Annotated in this window: 23 protein-coding genes; all 23 read right to left on the bottom strand. The window is 64.9% G+C overall.

Translation table 11 applies throughout. The annotated features are described in order from the left end of the window. Window positions 1-11 precede the first annotated feature (11 nt). The 23 genes from H9Q09_RS01215 to H9Q09_RS01110 all read right to left on the bottom strand — a co-directional run bounded on the left by H9Q09_RS01215 (window position 12) and on the right by H9Q09_RS01110 (window position 17,818). A complete protein-coding gene (locus H9Q09_RS01215) occupies window positions 12-2,726 on the bottom strand; it encodes a phage tail tape measure protein (protein WP_187389585.1) in 2,715 nt (904 codons plus the stop codon). 16 nt (window positions 2,727-2,742) lie between these two features. Then, window positions 2,743-2,865 carry a hypothetical protein gene (locus H9Q09_RS22635; RefSeq protein ID WP_281414901.1) on the bottom strand — a complete coding sequence of 41 codons (123 nt, stop codon included), beginning with the start codon at window positions 2,863-2,865 and terminating at the stop codon, window positions 2,743-2,745. 38 nt (window positions 2,866-2,903) lie between these two features. After that, window positions 2,904-3,536, bottom strand: coding sequence for a phage tail assembly protein (locus H9Q09_RS01210; RefSeq protein WP_187389584.1), 633 nt, complete (start codon window positions 3,534-3,536; stop codon window positions 2,904-2,906). A gap of 43 nt (window positions 3,537-3,579) precedes the next feature. Continuing rightward, on the bottom strand, window positions 3,580-4,092 hold the full coding sequence (locus H9Q09_RS01205; RefSeq protein ID WP_187389583.1) for a phage major tail tube protein: 513 nt from the start codon (window positions 4,090-4,092) through the stop codon (window positions 3,580-3,582). Between the two features lie 63 nt (window positions 4,093-4,155). After that, window positions 4,156-5,622 carry a phage tail sheath subtilisin-like domain-containing protein gene (locus H9Q09_RS01200; RefSeq protein ID WP_187389582.1) on the bottom strand — a complete coding sequence of 489 codons (1,467 nt, stop codon included), beginning with the start codon at window positions 5,620-5,622 and terminating at the stop codon, window positions 4,156-4,158. A gap of 107 nt (window positions 5,623-5,729) precedes the next feature. Continuing rightward, a complete protein-coding gene (locus H9Q09_RS01195) occupies window positions 5,730-5,996 on the bottom strand; it encodes a hypothetical protein (protein ID WP_187389581.1) in 267 nt (88 codons plus the stop codon). After that, window positions 5,996-6,460: a hypothetical protein gene (locus H9Q09_RS01190; RefSeq protein WP_187389580.1), complete on the bottom strand. Its 465-nt coding sequence runs from the start codon at window positions 6,458-6,460 to the stop codon at window positions 5,996-5,998. The genes H9Q09_RS01195 and H9Q09_RS01190 overlap by 1 nt, the downstream gene beginning before the upstream one ends. Continuing rightward, window positions 6,457-7,398, bottom strand: a complete 942-nt coding sequence (locus tag H9Q09_RS22330) for a hypothetical protein (protein ID WP_210315195.1) — start codon at window positions 7,396-7,398, stop codon at window positions 6,457-6,459. Before H9Q09_RS22330 ends, H9Q09_RS01190 begins: the two co-directional genes overlap by 4 nt. After that, on the bottom strand, window positions 7,398-7,706 hold the full coding sequence (locus tag H9Q09_RS01180) for a hypothetical protein (protein WP_187389579.1): 309 nt from the start codon (window positions 7,704-7,706) through the stop codon (window positions 7,398-7,400). The genes H9Q09_RS22330 and H9Q09_RS01180 overlap by 1 nt, the downstream gene beginning before the upstream one ends. Next, window positions 7,707-8,135 carry a hypothetical protein gene (locus H9Q09_RS01175; RefSeq protein WP_187389578.1) on the bottom strand — a complete coding sequence of 143 codons (429 nt, stop codon included), beginning with the start codon at window positions 8,133-8,135 and terminating at the stop codon, window positions 7,707-7,709. After that, a complete protein-coding gene (locus H9Q09_RS01170) occupies window positions 8,116-8,295 on the bottom strand; it encodes a hypothetical protein (RefSeq protein ID WP_187389577.1) in 180 nt (59 codons plus the stop codon). Before H9Q09_RS01170 ends, H9Q09_RS01175 begins: the two co-directional genes overlap by 20 nt. 11 nt (window positions 8,296-8,306) lie before the next feature. Further along, window positions 8,307-10,664: a hypothetical protein gene (locus H9Q09_RS01165; protein WP_187389576.1), complete on the bottom strand. Its 2,358-nt coding sequence runs from the start codon at window positions 10,662-10,664 to the stop codon at window positions 8,307-8,309. A 9-nt stretch (window positions 10,665-10,673) separates the two neighbouring features. After that, window positions 10,674-11,309: a phage tail protein I gene (locus H9Q09_RS01160; protein ID WP_187389575.1), complete on the bottom strand. Its 636-nt coding sequence runs from the start codon at window positions 11,307-11,309 to the stop codon at window positions 10,674-10,676. Beyond that, complete coding sequence (locus H9Q09_RS01155; RefSeq protein ID WP_187389574.1) at window positions 11,306-12,226, bottom strand: baseplate J/gp47 family protein; 921 nt, start codon at window positions 12,224-12,226, stop codon at window positions 11,306-11,308. The genes H9Q09_RS01160 and H9Q09_RS01155 overlap by 4 nt, the downstream gene beginning before the upstream one ends. Then, window positions 12,223-12,591, bottom strand: a complete 369-nt coding sequence (locus H9Q09_RS01150; RefSeq protein ID WP_187389573.1) for a baseplate assembly protein — start codon at window positions 12,589-12,591, stop codon at window positions 12,223-12,225. Before H9Q09_RS01150 ends, H9Q09_RS01155 begins: the two co-directional genes overlap by 4 nt. Before the next feature lie 56 nt (window positions 12,592-12,647). After that, entirely contained in the window at window positions 12,648-12,923 is a 276-nt protein-coding gene (locus tag H9Q09_RS01145; RefSeq protein ID WP_187389572.1) for a hypothetical protein, read from the bottom strand. Continuing rightward, entirely contained in the window at window positions 12,913-13,170 is a 258-nt protein-coding gene (locus H9Q09_RS01140; protein ID WP_187389571.1) for a PAAR domain-containing protein, read from the bottom strand. The genes H9Q09_RS01145 and H9Q09_RS01140 overlap by 11 nt, the downstream gene beginning before the upstream one ends. After that, on the bottom strand, window positions 13,170-13,640 hold the full coding sequence (locus H9Q09_RS01135) for a phage baseplate assembly protein V (RefSeq protein ID WP_187389570.1): 471 nt from the start codon (window positions 13,638-13,640) through the stop codon (window positions 13,170-13,172). The genes H9Q09_RS01140 and H9Q09_RS01135 overlap by 1 nt, the downstream gene beginning before the upstream one ends. Then, on the bottom strand, window positions 13,637-14,437 hold the full coding sequence (locus H9Q09_RS01130) for a hypothetical protein (RefSeq protein WP_187389569.1): 801 nt from the start codon (window positions 14,435-14,437) through the stop codon (window positions 13,637-13,639). Before H9Q09_RS01130 ends, H9Q09_RS01135 begins: the two co-directional genes overlap by 4 nt. Before the next feature lie 2 nt (window positions 14,438-14,439). Next, window positions 14,440-14,889, bottom strand: a complete 450-nt coding sequence (locus H9Q09_RS01125) for a hypothetical protein (protein ID WP_187389568.1) — start codon at window positions 14,887-14,889, stop codon at window positions 14,440-14,442. Window positions 14,890-14,900: 11 nt separating this feature from the next. Continuing rightward, complete coding sequence (locus H9Q09_RS01120; protein ID WP_187389567.1) at window positions 14,901-15,164, bottom strand: hypothetical protein; 264 nt, start codon at window positions 15,162-15,164, stop codon at window positions 14,901-14,903. A gap of 55 nt (window positions 15,165-15,219) precedes the next feature. Then, window positions 15,220-15,555, bottom strand: a complete 336-nt coding sequence (locus tag H9Q09_RS01115) for a DUF2190 family protein (protein ID WP_187389566.1) — start codon at window positions 15,553-15,555, stop codon at window positions 15,220-15,222. Between the two features lie 88 nt (window positions 15,556-15,643). After that, the gene (locus H9Q09_RS01110) at window positions 15,644-17,818 is read right to left on the bottom strand and encodes a prohead protease/major capsid protein fusion protein (RefSeq protein WP_187389565.1); all 2,175 of its coding nucleotides are present in this window, start codon (window positions 17,816-17,818) and stop codon (window positions 15,644-15,646) included. Window positions 17,819-17,828 lie beyond the last annotated feature (10 nt).

Raw genomic sequence — 17,828 nt, 5'->3', positions numbered from 1 at the left:
GGCGAAGCTCCTTAAATGACCGGACGATCCTCGAGCGAGATCTGCGTCGAGCGGTTGAGCTGCCGCTGCAGAATGCCGGCGATCTCGTTTGCGGCCGCCGCGGGGTTGGTCGAGTTGATGTGGAAGTGGTTGGTGATCGGAGAGCCCCCGCCCAGCCGACTGGTCGGCGAGACGTAGCTGTTGCGCCCCATGTGGACGATCTCCGGGCCCTTCTCACCGACGAGGTAATCGAGGCCGGCGCGAGCTGCGCCGCCCGAGGCTCGCTTCCCGCCGAACAACGCCGGCTTGCCGATCGGGACAGGGGCGGCCATGCCGCCCCCGCCCTTGCCAAGAATCGCCGGCTTGCCGATCGGCACCGGGGAAGAGTTGGCGCCACCGAGGAGCGCGCTCTGCCCGGCGAGGCCGCCGAGCGCCGAGCGGATCTGCGCAGCAGCACCGGCAAGGGCGCCGGCAATACCAACCAAGCGCTGCACGAGGGCATCGAGGCCGTCGGCGAAAGCTCGCCCAGCCTCGACCCAGCCATTCGGCCAAGCCACGTCGATACGGATGGCCGACGCCAGCCCCTCGAAAGCCCGGGACACGAGGTTGAACGAACCGGCAAGGCTGTTCGCGATCACCGCGATCGTCGCGTCATCCACGTTCTGAAAGAACGAGTTGATGAAGTTGGCCGCACCAGTGATCGCCGATCCGGTCAAGCTGCCGATCCGCTCGAACGCTGCAGCCAACAGGCCGACCGCGCTCGACAGCGTCCGCAGGCCCGACGACCCATCAGCATATGGCCCGACCCGCTCCATGAAGTCGCCGATCGTCGTCGCCATCGCACGGATGGCTTCGATCTTCGGAACGACGAAGCCGCGGAGGCCTGCCTTGATGTCGTCGAGGGCCTGCCGAACTTGCGGAGACCGCTGGGTCCACGCCCCTTCTGCGAAAGCGCGGATCTTCTCCCCGATCTCTTCAAGCCGACCGATCGCCGCCCAGGCAGTGTTCACGCCTTCCGCCAGACCGAGACCCATGTTGCGAGCAAGCTGCCCAACGGCATCGGCCCGATCACCAGCACCCCAATCGATCGAGAAGAAGTCTTTCACCGCATCCTTCAGAGCCTGGACGCGAGTGACGATCTCCGGGGACAAGCCCACAGCGAACGACTTGCCGAACACCGACATGAAGTCCTTCACCGCGCTGAAGTTCAGAGCGACGAGGGCGGACAGGCTGCCGACGATGAGCGCCAGCGGATTGACCATCAGCGCCAGCGCTGCTGCCGCGCCGCCGGCGGCCAAGCCGAGCGGCCCGAGCACTGCGAGCGCCAGGACGCCGTAGCCGGCAAGACGCAGGAGATCCGGGCTGGCTTTGGCCACCGCCTGCAGGCCGTTCGCCATTTCGGCGAAGAACCGAATGGCATCGGCAGCCAGGCCAGAATCGCCGAACGCGACCACTGCGTTTTCGACCGCAGCCGTCAGTTCGTACCATGCGCCGACGATGCCCTTGAGGCGCACCCGGCTCATGCGATCAGCTGCGCCCTCGTAGTTCTTGAGGAGCGTGGCGAGGACGCCGTTCACGTCGCCGGCCAGCGCCGCCATGATCTTCACGGCATGGCGCTTGCCGAAGATGTCACCGAAGAAGGCTTCGGCGCCCGGCGTATCGCGGAGCTTGTCGAGCAAGCCAAGGAAGTCGACCTCGGTGCCCAGCAGCGAGAGGTTCTCGTTCAGGGACCGCAGCAGGACTTCCCGGTCGATCAGCCCGCCCTCGCCCGACAGCTCGTCGCCAAGCTGGTCGGTGATCGTGGCGGCCAGCTTGGCCGGCGAGAGCTTGATCCGCGGGTCATCGAGGATGCGCTGGATGGAATCTTCCATCCCGCTCGCATCGATGCCGTCGAGGGCGAGGTTCTTGATCAGCGTCTGGGCGTCGATCTTCTTCGCGCCCGTGATGAAGTCGCTGAGGTTGATGTTCATCTTCTCGAAGGCCTGAAGCGCGCCTTCGGTCGGGCTGATCAGCGACATGAGAGCCCAACGAATACCGGTGCCGGCGTTCGATGCCTTGATGCCGTTGTCGGCGAGGACCATCAGCATCGAGGCCATTTCCTCGATCGACTGGTTCGTCACCGGGCCGAGCGGCGCGACGTAGCGCATCGAGACGGCCAGATCCTGCACGTCAGCGTTCGACTTGTTCGCCGCCCAGGCGATCGTGTCCGACACACGCTTCATGCTGTCGTTGACCTGCTGCTCGGTATCCTTCGGCAGGCGGAAGGCGGAGAGCATGTTGGTCAGGAAGTCGCCGGACTCCGCAATCGGGAAGTCGCCAGCGAGCGAGAAGTTCAAGGTCTCGCGGATACCGCCCATGATCTGCTGGACGTCCATGCCAGCGCGAGCCAGCTCGCGCATGCCGCCAAGGATCTGGGTGTTCGACGCAGGGAACTCCTTGTTCAGAAGCTGCGCATACTGCTCCATCGCCAGGCGCTGCTCGGCGGTCGCCATCGCAACCGCCTCGATCGTGTTCCCTTCCTTCACGTATTCGAAATACTGCTTGGCACCGGCGCCGATGCCAAAGCTGAGGCTGGCCGAAAGACCGGCGACGTCAGCCGTCGCGCGGCGAGCGCTGCGCGCCATGCCGCCAAGGGCACGGGACGGCGCCATTGCACCGGTCCCAAAACCACGAACCGCCTTATCCACCACACCAAGAGACCGGGCAATTGTCTTGCCCGGCCCCGTGACGTGATCGACCAGGCGCATGATGAGCCGGGCTTCTTTACTTGCCACCGAGCAACTCCGCGATGCCGGCCACCGTGCCGGTGACCCTTTGGGTTTCGATCTGTCGGATGATCGCAGCGGCGCGCGGATACCAGAGCGTCACGAGCGTATGGAAATCCATCCGCTCGATCTCGCTCGGTGGCCAACCGAAGGCGTAGGCTACGATGCCTGCGAAATCGGGCCAGTCTGCGAAGTCGGCTCGGAGCTCTCCGTCGTCGAAGAGGTCGGCCCAGCATTCGCGGACGAGTCCGGCGTCCCCGCCGTCTCTTCCTGCAGGTTCTCCAGAGACGGCATTTCCGGGAACATCATCTGGAATCGGCGGGGCATGAAAGGGCGAGCGGTCACCGTCAGCTCAAGGCGATCTTCGAGATCCAGAGCTGTGATCACTTCGACGGGCGTGTCCGTCATCAGCGAGAGGATGGCGTCCGTTTCGGAGACGCCGTCCTGCTGGATGAGCGACGCGAACGACTGGAAGTCCTCGCCCTTCAGACGCCGGACGGTGAGCTGACGGAACTCGGCTCCGTCGAACTCCATCGGCACAGCCAGGTCATATGCCTTGGTCAGCGGCCGGTTGCCGAGGTATCGCACCTTCGGCTTCGCAACTGCCGGCGCGTTGACGGCTGTCTCCGTCTTCGGGGCCGTTGGCTTGAAGCCTGTGCCGCCGACGACGTCGAGGTGAGCGACGGCGTCGTCAACATTCCCGACCATCATCTTTGGCTGCAGGCTTTTGTCGATCGGCGTCCCGTCCCGATCAAGCGGGACGGAACGCAGGGTCTTGGTAGCAGCGTCCATATTATCCTCCATGGAGCTGAGGGTTGAGAAGAAGGCTCGCGGCTTACAGGTAGCCGAGAGCCCCGTTGATCCCGCCGATCTGGTCGATGCCGTCGACGATCCACTTCGGGGGCCATGCGCTGACCTCGTGGATCGGCTCGTCGCCGACGTCGTAGCGCATGTATTTCACCGTGTTCATCATGAACTCGATGCCGCTCTTCTCGCCGCGCTGCCAGGTGTCGCGCGAGCCCGGGTTCGGGGCTCCCTCGATCACGCAGACATGCGGGACGTAGACGCCGCTCGCTTCCGTGAGGAATGCACCGCGGAAGGTGACGCGGGTCGTCTGGCCTGGCCCCTTGGCCATCCGGCGCATGATGTCCGGGTTGTGCCCGGCCATCTTGATCGTCGGCTCAAGCGCTTCGAGAGCTGCCATTGCCATGTTCATCCCGAGGCCCATGCCGCCGCCGCGGTATTCCTGGGTGACCGGGGTCGGAAGAGGAAGCGTGACCTCTTCCGTGTCGATGCCGAAGTCGAGGCCTTCGATGTGCATCGTGAAGCCCTGCATGATATGGCGCATGCCATCTGCTCCTTATTCGCGGGCTCGTCGCCCCTGACTGTCGTGGTTGGGTGGGGTCGCGCCTTAGACGGCGCGACCGGAGAGGCGGGCGATTTCCGCGACGGCGCGCTCCGACAGGGTGTCGTAGTAGCCGGTGTTCCGGTTGAAGATGAACGTGATGTGCTCCATCGGCGCCGGTGCTTCGCCGTCGTAGCTCACGTAGAGGTGGCCGGTGGCCCAGGTCTCTTTGGTGTTCAGGGCGCGGTCGAGCCACACCTTGCCGCCGAGCGTGGCGCCCAGCGCTTCCCAGCGCCGCAGCGCCGCGTTCACGGTCTCGGCGATGTCGCTGAGGATCTGCACCGAGAACGGCTTGTCGAGGAACGGCTCATGCGCCCGCTCGATGGACTCGATGATGGTGTCGTGGGACCGGCGAACCGACCAGAACAGCTTCAGCGTGTCGCCCGACGGAACCCGGTTGCCCCACAGCTTGTAGCCACCCGACGGCGACTGCACGATCGTGGCGACCGCATTCCGGTTCATGTACTGCGACTCGACCGACGGATCGCTCAGCGAGTGCTCGACCGGGCGAGACGTCCCGATGACGCCCTCGATGACGTGGTTCGAAGGCGAGTACCAGAAGCCCTCGTCGTAATCGACGCGAGCCTGCAGGCCGGCGACGCGGGCCGAGGACGGCTCCGAGACGATCGACGCCCCCTTCGCCACCTTGGCGAACGGATCGATGATGAGAAGCCGGTCGGTGGCGTAGCCCTGCCGATAGGCAACAGCATCCTCAGCGGTCGTGTTCGGACCGTCGACGATGACGCCAGCGCGGAGCCGGTTGGCGAGGATCAGCATTTCCGCGGTCACCGGGTTATTCACGGTGCCGAGAGTTGCCGTCGCCGTCGCGCCGGTGCCGCCGCCACCGGTCAGCGTGACCGTTGGGATCTCGGTGTAGCCGCTGCCCGGGTTGGTGAGGACGATTTCGCTGACAACGCCCGCGTCGGAGTCGAGGATGGCGATCGCGCTGGCGCCCACGCCAGTGGTGTCGCCGGCGCCGCGAGCGATACTGACCGTCGGAGGCGTGGTGTAGCCGGTGCCGGCATCGCTGACCGCGATCGTGGCGACGCCGTCAGTCGGACGGGTCGATGTGTAGCCAGGCGCCACCAGGAGCTTCGGCTTCAGCTGCAGGGTCGACTGCGCCTGACGAAGCGCGTGCAGGCCGGTGAGCGAGGTCGAAGATCCGAGGATGTTGGCCCGGGTCTCTGCCTCGTTCGCCCCTTCGGTGACGCGGACGCCAACGATGGTCTGCGATGCGCGGGTCGCCTGATCGAAGACGCCCTCGATCATGTCGAGGCCGGTGCCTGCGGTGCCGAGACCCTTCGGGCCGCCCTGGTAGCCGTGGATGGCGATCGGGGTGTTCAGGGGCCACAGGTCAGCGTTGGCATCCGGCGCAGTGAAGACCATGCCGATGATGCCCGTGTCGATCGTCTCGACCGGACGCGGACCCTCGTTGCGCTCGATCGTCTCGAGGCCGTGGAGAAAAATATCCATGCTTGCGACTCCAGTTGCCAAGCGGGGGTTGGGCCCGGCGACCGGGCAAAGAAAAAGGCCGCCCAGATGGACGGCCTTCGGAGAGGATGAGGGATGCAGGAGGGCGGTTACTTCCGCCCGGCCCGCTTGTAGAACGGCAGCCCGAACAGCCGGACGCCGACGAACATGATGGTCCCGATCACGGCCGAGATCCCGGCGCAGACGCCGGTGATGATCGGATGGGCCGCCGCGATCTCCGGCAGGCTGTGCCAGACGCAAGACCAGAGCCCGGCATCGGCGACCAGGCGCTCGACCTGAGCGGCGTAGTCGCCGTCATGCGGTTTGCAGCACAGCTCGCCCCACCAGCCCTCGAACCAGCCGGTGCAGTGATCCATTAGGCCGGAAGACCGGACGCGATGGTGGCACGGCGCTCGACGGTGAGGATGCCCTGACTAACGAGAATGTCGAGGCCCGCGAGATTGCGCGGGTCTTCAAGGTCGACCGTCGTCAGATGTGGGTCTTTCAGCCGGTCGAAGAACACCCCTACCACCTTGCGCAGCGTCGTGGTTTCGGCCGTGTCGCTTGGGTCGCTGCCGGTCGAAAACTCCACAATCGCCACTTCCTCGAATGCCGAAAAAGCGTTGCGAAATTCCGATGGTGTCAGCTTCAAGCGGCGCGGTGCTGGTGCCGGATCGACTGGCGCCGGCGAAGGGTTGGTGAAAGCCTCGCCGTCATATGTCGCACCCTGCTGTGTGCCTTCCGGTGCCTCGGCCCAAGTCCATTCGGCTGGGTAACGGCCTTCCGGCGACCATGCGATGACTTCGACGGCCACACCGTCAACGATGCGCGCGTAGGTCATGCGTCCACCTCATCGAACCAAAGGAACACGGCGCCAGCGCCGCCGTTGCCGCCAGTGCCGGCGGTGCCGCCGCCGCCCCCGCCGTTGCCGCCGTTGCCCGCAACGGCGGCTCCACCGCCACCCCCGCCACCTATGCCGCCGGTGCCGCCGGTGCCGTTACTGCCACCTCGACCGCCACCGGCGCCCGGGCCACCGGTACCTCCGGTTAAATTAGTAGAGGTACCCCCGCCACCGCCATCGAAATCAGAAATATCCCAGAAATCTTTAGCTTCTCCATTACCTCCAAAGTCACTCGTCGTCGGGCTCTCTTTGCCACCCAACGAAAGCAAACCCGAAGCACCTGACGAGGTCACCGACGGGGCATGGCTAGAACTGCCTCCCTGCCCCGTCGCAGAGCCCCCCCAACCAGACCCGCCCTGTCCTGTCGTGGAAGCGGCACCGGGGCCAAATGGCGTACCAGAAGAACCTCCGCCAGTGGTCGCGCTAGATGATCCATCACCGCCCGGGGAATTCTTAATGTTGCCGCCAGTTGTCGTTCCGCCGGCTGCTACCGTTCCATTTTGCCCCCCTTGTCCGCCGTTCGCGACAATGTTGATTCCAGCCGCCGCGCAGACGACCGTCGTCGTGCCGCCCGTATTACCCACGACCGAACTGGCCGTCCCAACCCCACCGGCACCGATGGTAATGGTGATGATATTGCCCGATGAAACTGCATACTCGCCTATTGCGAGGCCGCCTCCCGCACCGGGCCGCTGCCTACCACCGCTGCCGCCTGCGCCCATTGCGGCAATTTTGATCTTGCCATCTTTGGGAGCGACCCATGAATAGGCGCCTGATCGCAGCCACATCATGCGGCGCCAATAACCATTGGAGCCGGGGCCGAGCGGGAATGCGATGCTGAAACCCGCATCGTTTCCATTTGAAATACTGCGCCCCATTATGCGGCCTCCTCAATGCCATAGACCTGCACCGACACGGCGTTTGCCACGTCCGATGTGATCCAGATTTTATGCCCAGCCGGCAGCACGATGCCGGTACGTTCCAGCACCGTGCCGACTGCCATGGCGACCTGCGTTTCCAGCCAATTGGCCGCCGTTGGTGCGGCGCCCGACGTGATGGCAATCTTCGCCTTGTTGGCGAGCAGGGCTGCGATGTTGACGCTGACGGCGGCCACCTTGTCGGCGGGCACGGTGTAGACCGCGACAGCATCGGTGTTCGTGTTGGTGTGATAGACCGGCAAGGCCATTTACATCGCTCCGAAAAACAGGGCGTCACCGGTGATGCGGCGACGCGACGAAACCTTGACGGCCAGCTCTTCGATCGAGCCTTGCACCGTCGTCGCGGTCAGGCCGACAACGGCGTTGCGGAGCTGGATGCCGTCGGCATAGACGCCGCCCGACACCAGCTCCGTGTAGGCGTCCGAGACCGCTTGGAACTCGCCCTGCAGTTCGATGAGATCAGCGCGGCGCGCATCGATCTCCTGCGTCAGCGTGGCGACGACGGCGTCGAGCGCTTGCGCTTTCAGCTGGTCAACCGTCGTCTGGTAGTTGACCTCCCAGCCTTCGAGGATCCGCAGTCGCTCGCCGACGCTGACGAAGGCCGCGTCCCATTCGACGCGGCCCAGCCGCATGTCCGCCGGCGCCTTGTAGTCGTTGTCAGGTGACGGGAGAGACATCAGCGATCACCTCCTCGCCATAAGCCTCGACGATCTCCCGCACCACGCGGCCCTTCATCGTGTGCCGGTCGCGCGGCAGGAGCCGCCGGTTTCCACGGTCGACCGCCTTCGCCAGCGTGACGAAGTAGGCCGAGTCGTTCTTCAGGTTGGTGAGCGACACGGCGAGCCTCATTAGAGCGCGTACAGACTGATGTTCTCGACGAACGAGATCGCCTGCACAGTTGTGGTGTTCGCCTCGTACTGAAGGCGAGCGGTGGGGGTGGATGGAACGGTGAAGTCCGCCAGGATCGTGCGCCGCGTGGACTTCGCCAGATCGCGCCGCTCGGTGATCGCGTCGGCGTCATAGGTCGTGCCGCCGACAATGATCTTAGGCACAGCCGTATGGTACAGCTCGTTGAACTGATCCACGACGATCTCGACCTGGATCGCCGTGGTCGAGTAGCCGAACGCCAGCTCTTTCGTGACGGCCCGGCAATCCGAACGCGGACGCCGCGCCATGCCGCGCGCCTTGGAATTGAGCACGATGCCTGGCGCGAGGCCCGAGGTGCCGAGCATGGTCAAGCGAAGCCCGCACAGAGCGGGCAGGCCCCGAAGCGGGTTCGGATGCTCATCGGTCTCAGGTCGAAGCGGCTCCCAATTGTCGGAGCCGGTCGGCTTGACCTCCCACATCATCGACGTGCCTTCAGGAGCCCAGCTCTCGTACAGGAGCTTGATCTCCGTCATGCCGTTTTCGAGGGTCAGCGGATTGAGCAGGACCACCGCACGAGTCGTAGAGAACTCGGCCGCATTTACCCGGAAGCAGAAGTCCTCCTCCGGAGCGCCCTGGAACCACGCCTCGTCGGTCGACCAGAACAGAGTGCCCTGGGCATACTGCGCGCCGGTGACCGTCTTCAGCGAGTAATTGCCGGTGGTCACCGTGACCCACGCATAGCGTCGGCCCGGCGCCAGGTAGCGCGGCTTAAACGGGAACTTGACCCAGCCCGCGGCGATGCTCGCCGGCTCCAGTGTGGACTTCGCGATGACGCGGTCGAAGATGGGCGAACCCGTATTCGAGACCTCGCACAGCATGACCGTCACGTTGCCGTCGGTATCGACGCGATCGAACTTCAGCTCGATCGACGTCATGATCATCGGCTGCGTCGAGAGCCAGGTCTGGGCGTAGACGCTGCCGTTGATGCCGAAGGTTTCGGTGACGTAATCCCAATACGTCTCGGTCCAGCTGCTGACCTGCACCGAGCGGGCGGCGTAGATCTGGTGCCCGTTCTGGTTCTCGACCTGGGAGTTGTGCACCACGACATCGGAGAAATTCCAATCGTGGCTGTTGGCCGCGCTGAACTGCGACAGATCGACGGTCGACGCATCATAGCTCGCGTCGATGGCGCCGAGGTTCTCGAAGGTTTCGCCATTCGCCTGGAACGTCTGCCCAGAGCGAACCTGCCCGACGGCGCCCCATTCCTGCACGTTCTCGCACATGGCGACGGTCGGTCCGTAGGACACGGACGACCGCGACACCTGCCGCTCAACCGCCGTGGTGACGGTGTGGACCTGCTGCGAGATATTCTTGGTGCCGCCCTCGCCATCGACTTCGAGCCGAACCTTTTCGGTCCACGCCGGCATGAGGATGTCGTCGTAGATCCGAATGTCGGTCTGCGCCGGGTTCTGCACTTCCAGGCGGTCGTCGCGCTCGCTTGCGAATGCGTGCCGGACGCCTTCATCGACGCGCGCCAGCCAAAGGGCGTCATCGACGCCCCACTGATCCTTGACCAGGCCCGGATCATAAAAGTAGCCGCGCGCCGCGTCCGGAAGGTTCAAGCGGCGCCGCGTCACAGCGACGTCCGTCTGGATCTGGCGGATCAGCTCGGGCCGCGGAATATCCCTGAGCCGGCCCTGCAGATTGGCGAGGTCCGTCTCGATCTCCGACGTCCGCTGGTAGGCGATCGCCATCTGGCCCTCGAGCACCGCGACGCGGCCCTCGACTTCATAGAGCGTCTTGACCCGGTGCTCGTTGCTGCTTTCGACCGCGATGATGCCGTTGGCGGCCAAGCGGATGTAGCAGACGCAGCAGTTGTTCGCCGCGACGACGGGCTTCAGCGGCGTCGGCGAGCCAAGACCCTGCTGCACCACAAACTCGACGGTCCGCACATTTGTCTTGGGGAGCGGCGTCAGGATGGTGTCGCCGGTCTCAACGTCCGTCTCGACGAACCGGTCTGCGGTATCCGTCCGCTCGACGCCGCGGGCGAGGATGGCGACATAGCGCTCATCGCCGACCACCAGCGGCAGGTGGACCTGCATGTCGATGTCTTCCGGGGCATCCAGATCGTAGACGAGGCTGTCGACGAAGTAGCGGCCCTGGTTGATCCGCACCGTCGATGACGACGGCGTGGAGACAGTGAAGTCGGCCCAATGACTCGGATAGCCGATCGCGCCGCCGACGATGTTCTCGTCGCCCTCACGCGCAGCCTGAGAGATCGCACTGAGATCGCCGGGCTCGACGATTTCGGCGTCGTCAAAGTCAATTGTTTTGGTCATAGGGCGTCCCTAAAGCTTAACCCGATCGAGGTACTGGCCGATGCGGTAGGTGCCATCGAGAGGCACAGCATCGTCCAAGCGGATCTTGCGGCCGTGAGCGAAATCGGCCCGGTATTCGGTGTCCGGCGCCTTGGCGACGGTCAGCGCCACCCGGCATCGCCGGATGCGCTCGCGTGATGGGGTGCGCAGCACGGCGCGGCCAAGCACCGACCGGCCAGCGACAAGAGCGCGAGGTGGCTTGAAGGTCTCGACCTTGACGAGGTGCCGCGCGACGAATGCGGGATGACCGATCGGGTGCCGACCAATGGCAGACCGCCCCAGGACGAAGCGGCTGGGGTAGCTGATCTTGTCGAGGATCTGGCCATCGACGAAATCGAGAAATGCCTGGCTGGCTGCCGGAGTCCCTTTCAGCGCAGCGAGCTGTAGCGCCTGGGCAATCATCGCGCGCTTGCGGTCGTCCGACCAATCCTCGAACCACAGATCCACGCTCTCATGCGCGGCGAGAAACGGCAGGAAGGCCGCCGGAGCGGTTGCCGGATCCATGATCTCGCGGATCGGAACCGGCAGCACATCGGTCATCGCCTCAGTGACGGCGATCTCGAACGGTGCCGCGTTGCCCGGCAGAAGCTTGGCAGCACTGGTCACGGCCGAACCTCCACAGCAACGTCAGTCGTCGTCGGCACCGGCACGCTGTACGGGTCGGGCTCGATGATGACGTCCAACAGGTCGCGGACCTTGATGATGTTCGCGCCGTATGCGGCGCCACGGATGAAGCCGTCGGGGATCTCGGCGCCGATCAGGATGCGCGCCGCTGCCGCTGCCTGCACACGACCGAGCGCTTCCATGCGGACGATCTCGGCGTCAGGTCCCGGCGCGATCTCGACTACGAGCTCGCTCGCGTATTCGACGCGGGTGGCATCGACTACGCGAACCGCCACAGCTTCGGGGCGAACGTGTTCCTGGAGTACGGCATTCCGGACGAGGGTTTTCTCTTCGTCCGTTGCTGCACGGCCTCCGGGGCCAATGACGACGATGTCCGTCTCACCGCGACGTCCGTGAATTGCACGACCGTTCACGCGGCAGTCGCCCATTTCCGGCCAGGCCGTCCATGCCTCATAGAGGTATCGATCTCGCGACCCGGCGGATGGCCGGTCGAACGCGAGGAGATAACGGCGCAGGAGCGCTGCGTCCGTCTCCATCACGGCCGGGGTCTCGAAGGTAGCTTCGCGGATCGTCAGCCGCTGGACGTTGGCACGGGCGACGATGTTGTCGAGGTCCGCCCCAGCAGCGAGCGGCGCCAGGACAGCGCGGATCGCGTTGTTGACGCGATCCCGATCGAGGAGCCGCAAGAACGACCAGGCCTCGCCCACGATAGCGGGAACGCTGGATTCGATGTTCTCGGTGTTGAACTCCGGCAGCCCCGGGCTCTTCACCCGCTGCTCATCCCACGCGATCAGGAACCGCTCAATGAAGGCGGTTTCGAGCGCATCTGCGCTCAGCGCCTCGATGGCATTAGGAGCGGCAACTCGAGACAGGTCGATCGTAGTGGGGGCGTAGGTCACGGGGCGCTCCGAATTAGGAGGCCCTCCCCGCTGTCGATCAACAGGAAGCGAGCCGTCCGGTTCTCAATGATCGTGAAGTCGCCGCGGTGACCTTCGGGGTAATAGGCCCCGTCGAGGTATATTCCCGGGCTGGCAGGGGTCGCGAAATCCACCTGGATATTCGTCGCGGCAAAGCAGGGCTCGCCATATTCATGCCCGCGCACCAGCCGGGGCCGGATGGCCTCGACGGTGACCATGTAAATGTCCATGACGGCATCGAGGTTTTGCGGCCGGTCGATCAGCCGGGGCAGCTCGGTGCCGAAGTCTCGCCGTTGCACCCGCTCACCGATCTCAGTGGTCAGGATGACTTCGAGGGACTGCACCACTCGGGGCCATCCTACGAGGATCGCCCCGGTGTGCCGGTCGATGCCGACGCTCGGCATTAGGTCTTCGACTTGTCGGCCACGGCCTTCGACGCCGGGGTCTCGCTGGTGGCAGACGCCTCGGTCGCAGGGGTGGACGAAGCCGCCTTCCGCTTTTCAGTGGCGGTGACCTTCTCCGCGCCGAGGTTGCCGGCCCGCACGAGGTACTTCACCTCGTCCTCGGTGGCCTTCACGACGTCATTCACCTTCCGGTACTGGCCGAACACCCAGCCTTCGCGCTGGACGTACCAGGTCTTCTTGGTCTCTGCCGGCATAGCGGCCTCCTTATTCGTCATGATGATCCGCTGAGCCGGTGGTGATGAACGCACCGCACTCGGTCGGGTCGCCGATCCGCGCAACGCGCGCACCCTCGACGCTGTAGCCGCCGGAACCGGCGATGATCGGGTTCACGCCATGCACCGGGCAGTCGTAGAGATCGCCGACCCGGGCGATCGGTAGACCGTTGCAGGTGCCGGCTGCGGCGCCCGTGATAATGGCGCCACCGTGCGAACCGCTGTCGGTCTTGCGAGCGACGCGGGGCATCAGGGGTTCACCCTGTAGTCGGGCGTGATCAGCGTGACCGACGACGGGCTCAGCACGAGTGAGGAGCCGCCCGCCGTGATCCGGATCTCCGATCCTGTTTGCTGGATCTGGGTGTCGCCGACCGTCCGGGTCGGCTCACCGCCCTTGTTGTGGTTCTGCGTGAACTGGCTCGAATAGCCGCCGGGCAGGATGAGCCCCTGCCCCGGGTCGCCGGACGGCGAAATGAAGATCGCTCGCTCGCCCTTGGTGACTGGCGTCCAGTCGCGGATCGCGCCGGCTCGCTCCAGCCACGGGCTCATGTCGGTCGGCAGGCCGCCGGCGTCCATCGACGCCAGGCCCTTCTCGTAGTCGACCTCCGCGATGCTCCCTTCCCGGAACATATTGTTGATGCGGCGGTCCTGGGCGACCAGCTGAGCTTCGAGGCTTTCGATCCGACGCATCAATGTCGCGAACGCCGCTTCGATACTCACAGCGGACTCCCGTTCGGCTGCAGCCATACGATCGGCGTGCCCAGCGTGACGGTCGGCCCGCGCTGATACCCGAGGATGTCCGTCACCCCGCTCGACCAGCCCACGACACGGCGTAGCTTGTCGGTGGCCGACAGGTCGCCGCCGCGCAGATACATCGCGCGCACCTCGTCGACCCGACCCGCATAGTCCGCGGTCTCAGCAAGGTCATCGAGGAAGGTCGCCACTTCCGCCGGCAGATTGCCAGGAGCGGGGTCTCTGAGGACGTAAGCTTCGATCGTAAGCTGACGGGCGCTCAATCGCGTTCCGCCCTCCACGGTGGCTCCACGGCGACTGATGACGTTGTCGAAGCCCGTAACGAGGTACTGGAAGCAGTTGGCTGCCGAGTTGTCCGCTGCGAGAGCGTCGAAGATCTGGCTTTCGAAAATGTCGAGCGACGTTTCAAGCTCGCTGTCGGTGACCGGCGTGCTGATCGTGTAGCTCTGAGGCGCCCCCTCCTCGTCGAGAAGGATGTTGCCGAGCTCGTCGCGATCGGCGCGAGACTGCACGACCAGGATCTCGATCGTCAGCGTCAGTGTCCGCCGCTTGGCCGCCTGCGACTGATGGTTCGCAAAGTCCTTGTCGTAGTCGGTGTAGATGACGCAGAGCGGAAAGGCGTTCTCGCCCTCGTACAGCTCTTGCGGTTCGATCTTCGAATCGAAGATCTGCGGGCCGGCCAGCGTGGGCCATGGCTGCCGCTGAAAATTGCTGATGGCCGCGACGGCGGCCAGGCGGAGGGTGATGCGATGCGCTGCGCTCACGACTACTCCTCCTTGAAGCTCCTGCCACGGCTGACGAGCTTGATCACGATGCGGGAATGTCCGTCCGGCTGGGCCGAGACGACATCGAAGTCGGGCAGGTTCTGGTCCTCGGGGAACCGGACGAAGTCGCCCTGGCGAACAAGCGCATCCTCGATGGGATCGCCGTTCACGTCGTCGAAGACGCGGCGATCGACCGAGAGGATCGGCTGCCGGCCCACCTGGAGGGCGCGAAGGTCGTTGGCCTCGCGGTAGCTCTTGCGAACACCGAGCTGCAGGCCGCTCTCGATGGACGTGTATTCGAACACGCCCTTGCCCTCGATGATCGGGCGATCCTGATCCCGGCCAGCTCGGCCGTTGATGGCCTGCTGGATCGGGATCAGGGTGAAAGACTCACCGTTGAGCCAATCGATCGTCTGACTCGCCATACGCTCCAAGCGATCGAAGTGGTTCATCGGTCAGATCCTCAGGAGTTCTTCGGTGCAGTCTTCTCGGCGCCTTCGGTTGCCTTGCCGTTCTTGTCGACAGGCACGACGCCCTTGACGCGAGCGAACTTGGCTTCCGAAGGGGCAACGTCGGCGTACTGCTGAGTGCTGCCATCCGTCTCAGATGCGAGGGTGACGTCGCGGGCCTTGGCCTGCTTTTCCGTCATCATCGCAGTGTCGCCGGCAGCGACGTATTTGCCGCCGACCATCGTCGCCGCGTTGGCGCGGTACAGCTTCTTGTCCATAGGGGTCATCCCGGTGTTCGGGCGGCAGCGCCGCCCGGCCTACGGTAGGCGAGGATTAGAAGGCGTCGTTCAGACGGACGACGCCCAGGCCGGACGGGTTCGCGGCGCTGAGCACCGCGACACCGATCTTGGTGTTAGCGGTGGAGACCGTGGTCGCCAGCTCGGCGGCGGCGTCCCAATAGATCTCGGCGCCGACGGTCCAGGCTTCGGCCGAGACCTTCGGCAGTTCGAAGACGCCGCCGACTTCGAGCTCGAACTCAGCGGCTTCGGCGGCGCTCGTGACGGCGACGCCGAAGATCTTGCCGAAGACGTAGACGATGCCGCTTGCGCAGCCGCCGGACGGCGCGGTCATCGTAAGGACCTTGCCCGGCTGGATGAAATTCTTTGCCATGCTCCCAAGCCTTTCTCGGGTGTTCTGGAAACGAAGACGCCGGCGCTAAGGCCGGCGGTCTTCGAAGCTCTCAGGTTGCGATTGCGGCTTAGGCGCCGGCGTTCTTGTAGGCGAAGCGGTAGTCGGTCAGACCCGCGCCGAAGTCGTGGCGGATCTTGTACTCGATGCCGTCGACATCGAAGCCGAGACGCTCGTCAAAGAACGGCTGCTCCTGGCCGGACAGGTATGCGTGCTGCAGACCGCGGCCCATCGTTGCCTGCATCGACGCGAACAGGAACCAGACGGTCGCGCTGATCTTGTCGAGGCGATACTCGTAGACCGGGGTCAGCGAGCGGATGGCTTCCGGCACCACATTGGCAGTGGTGTTCGGGACGGTGACGCCGGTGATGATCTTCTGCGCCGGGATCTCAAGATCCGAGCCGACGAAGAGATACTGCGGCGGGACGTTGATCGGCTCGCCGTCGATGTCGACCTGCTTGCGGAACATCGTGCGAGCTGCCGTCAGCGCGTCGGTCGACAGAGCCGTCGGCGTGCCGAGGTTCTTATGGTCGGCGTGGAACAGGCCCTTGCCGTCCTTCAGCTTCGCGTTGTCGATGATGACACCCCAGACCATGTCACCTTCGAGCTTGGCAGCCTTGCGGCCCCAATCCTGGATGACGCGGGCGAAGGCGTTCAGCTGATCGTTGATGATCATCTGACGGGTGAGCCCGAAGACGCGACCGAAGGTCCCGATCTTGAAGCTCTCTTCGCTTTCCTTGAGCGTGCCGCGCTTGAACTCGCCGTGCTCGTTGACCGGCAGCAGGTCGGGACCGTTGCCGATTTCCAGCATCTTCACGTCGCGGAAGTCGGAGACGACCTGGCGATTGGAGATCAGCTGGAAGGTGTTCTCGTAGCTCTCATAGCCGGCGACGAGCGTCTGGCGGGTGACCTCGCCCAGGATGGCGGGGAAGTCGCTGGTGGAGTGCAGGGCGCGCTTCACCACTTCGTTGACCGAGCCGCGGGTGCTCTCGCCGCGTGCGCGCATCAGTTCCTTGGCGGTGTCGACCATCGACATATCGCGCCACTCGCGAGCACCTTCCTGGAGCTCGGTCACAACGCCGGAGCGATGCAGCAGCGCGTTGGCGACGAGCGAGCGACGGGTGTCGACCTCGTCCTGCATGCCGCGGGTTTCGATGTGCGGGAAGGAGCCGGTGCGCTCCTGCTCGGCGAGCATCGCTTCGGTGACCGCGTTCTTGAACGCCGTTTCGGAGCTGCCGTCGCGGATGTGCTGGCGGACGAAGTCGTCCGTCATGCCGTAGCGACGACCGAGATCCGTGATGGTCTCGGTGCGGACGCGCTCGTGGCGGACTGCCTCGGTGGCTGCGGTCTGCGCAGCGCGCTGCACGGCCTCAGGATCTGCGGCCGGAGCCTGGCGGGTATCAGTCTGCTGCGTCGGAGCCGGAGCGGCCGAGCGAGACTGGCTTGCCGGGGCGGAGCGGGTATCGGCGGTCACCGTAGCCGCTTCGTCCTCGCTCGACGTCTCGTCGGTCGAGGCTTCATCTTCGGCGCTACGAGCGCCGTCAGCGCCGCTCGGGTTGCCCTCTTCACCCGGCTTCTTGCCGGTCTTGTTCGGCTGGTTCGCCATGCCTTTGTCTCCAGAAGTTGCCGATCCGGCGTTGGGGTTGTCGCGCCGTGAGACGGCGACTGTTACAGCGGCTTCTTCACGGGCTTCCGACCGTGAGAAGGCGCCAGCATCCGCGGGGATCGGGACCGCCGACAATTCGAGCGGCTCCCAATCGATCGCGCGAAGGGTGGGAAGCTGACTGTCGTCACCTTCGGTTTTCTCGTAGGCGTGGATTCGGTATCCGACGCTGACAGGGAACGGGTGGCCGTCCTGCAGATCCTGGTAGATCGACTCGCCGCGCTGGTTCCGGGACAGCCGGACCGTTGCGTAAGCCTTGCCGCCGTCGACGCGGACAGAGCCCGGGATCACGGTGCCGATCCGGTTGTCCATCGAGTAGGCGTCGTGGCTGTCGAGGAGCGACATGCCAGAGGCGAAGCGGTCCATCCGGATGTGTGACGCATCCATGGAGAGTTCCTCCATGAAGTAGCCTTCATCCCAGCTGTAGCGCCGCACCTTCGCGCCGGCTGCCCAGATGATCTCGACCGTGCGGTCCTCTGAGCTGAACGTGTCGGCGCGCACCTCGACCTCGCCGAATGCGCGGTCGGGGATACGGATCGCATCCCCCACCGGCTTTCGGCCGGTCTGGTTGCCTTGAGCCATGGGGCTTCTC

Origin of the sequence: Aurantimonas sp. DM33-3 (assembly GCF_014334315.1) — a bacterium.
Classification (GTDB): Bacteria; Pseudomonadota; Alphaproteobacteria; order Rhizobiales; family Rhizobiaceae; genus Aurantimonas; species Aurantimonas coralicida.
This window is presented reverse-complemented; position numbering and strand designations above follow the sequence as displayed.

Excerpts from the sequence above, each read along its gene's own strand:
- H9Q09_RS01215 (WP_187389585.1), bottom strand. The coding sequence starts at position 2,726 with ATGCGCCTGGTCGATCACGTCACGGGGCCGGGCAAGACAATTGCCCGG.
- H9Q09_RS22635 (WP_281414901.1), bottom strand. The coding sequence starts at position 2,865 with ATGGATTTCCATACGCTCGTGACGCTCTGGTATCCGCGCGCCGCTGCG.
- H9Q09_RS01210 (WP_187389584.1), bottom strand. The coding sequence starts at position 3,536 with ATGGACGCTGCTACCAAGACCCTGCGTTCCGTCCCGCTTGATCGGGAC.
- H9Q09_RS01205 (WP_187389583.1), bottom strand. The coding sequence starts at position 4,092 with ATGCGCCATATCATGCAGGGCTTCACGATGCACATCGAAGGCCTCGAC.
- H9Q09_RS01200 (WP_187389582.1), bottom strand. The coding sequence starts at position 5,622 with ATGGATATTTTTCTCCACGGCCTCGAGACGATCGAGCGCAACGAGGGT.
- H9Q09_RS01195 (WP_187389581.1), bottom strand. The coding sequence starts at position 5,996 with ATGGATCACTGCACCGGCTGGTTCGAGGGCTGGTGGGGCGAGCTGTGC.
- H9Q09_RS01190 (WP_187389580.1), bottom strand. The coding sequence starts at position 6,460 with ATGACCTACGCGCGCATCGTTGACGGTGTGGCCGTCGAAGTCATCGCA.
- H9Q09_RS22330 (WP_210315195.1), bottom strand. The coding sequence starts at position 7,398 with ATGGGGCGCAGTATTTCAAATGGAAACGATGCGGGTTTCAGCATCGCA.
- H9Q09_RS01180 (WP_187389579.1), bottom strand. The coding sequence starts at position 7,706 with ATGGCCTTGCCGGTCTATCACACCAACACGAACACCGATGCTGTCGCG.
- H9Q09_RS01175 (WP_187389578.1), bottom strand. The coding sequence starts at position 8,135 with ATGTCTCTCCCGTCACCTGACAACGACTACAAGGCGCCGGCGGACATG.
- H9Q09_RS01165 (WP_187389576.1), bottom strand. The coding sequence starts at position 10,664 with ATGACCAAAACAATTGACTTTGACGACGCCGAAATCGTCGAGCCCGGC.
- H9Q09_RS01145 (WP_187389572.1), bottom strand. The coding sequence starts at position 12,923 with ATGACGAATAAGGAGGCCGCTATGCCGGCAGAGACCAAGAAGACCTGG.
- H9Q09_RS01140 (WP_187389571.1), bottom strand. The coding sequence starts at position 13,170 with ATGCCCCGCGTCGCTCGCAAGACCGACAGCGGTTCGCACGGTGGCGCC.
- H9Q09_RS01125 (WP_187389568.1), bottom strand. The coding sequence starts at position 14,889 with ATGAACCACTTCGATCGCTTGGAGCGTATGGCGAGTCAGACGATCGAT.
- H9Q09_RS01120 (WP_187389567.1), bottom strand. The coding sequence starts at position 15,164 with ATGGACAAGAAGCTGTACCGCGCCAACGCGGCGACGATGGTCGGCGGC.
- H9Q09_RS01115 (WP_187389566.1), bottom strand. The coding sequence starts at position 15,555 with ATGGCAAAGAATTTCATCCAGCCGGGCAAGGTCCTTACGATGACCGCG.
- H9Q09_RS01110 (WP_187389565.1), bottom strand. The coding sequence starts at position 17,818 with ATGGCTCAAGGCAACCAGACCGGCCGAAAGCCGGTGGGGGATGCGATC.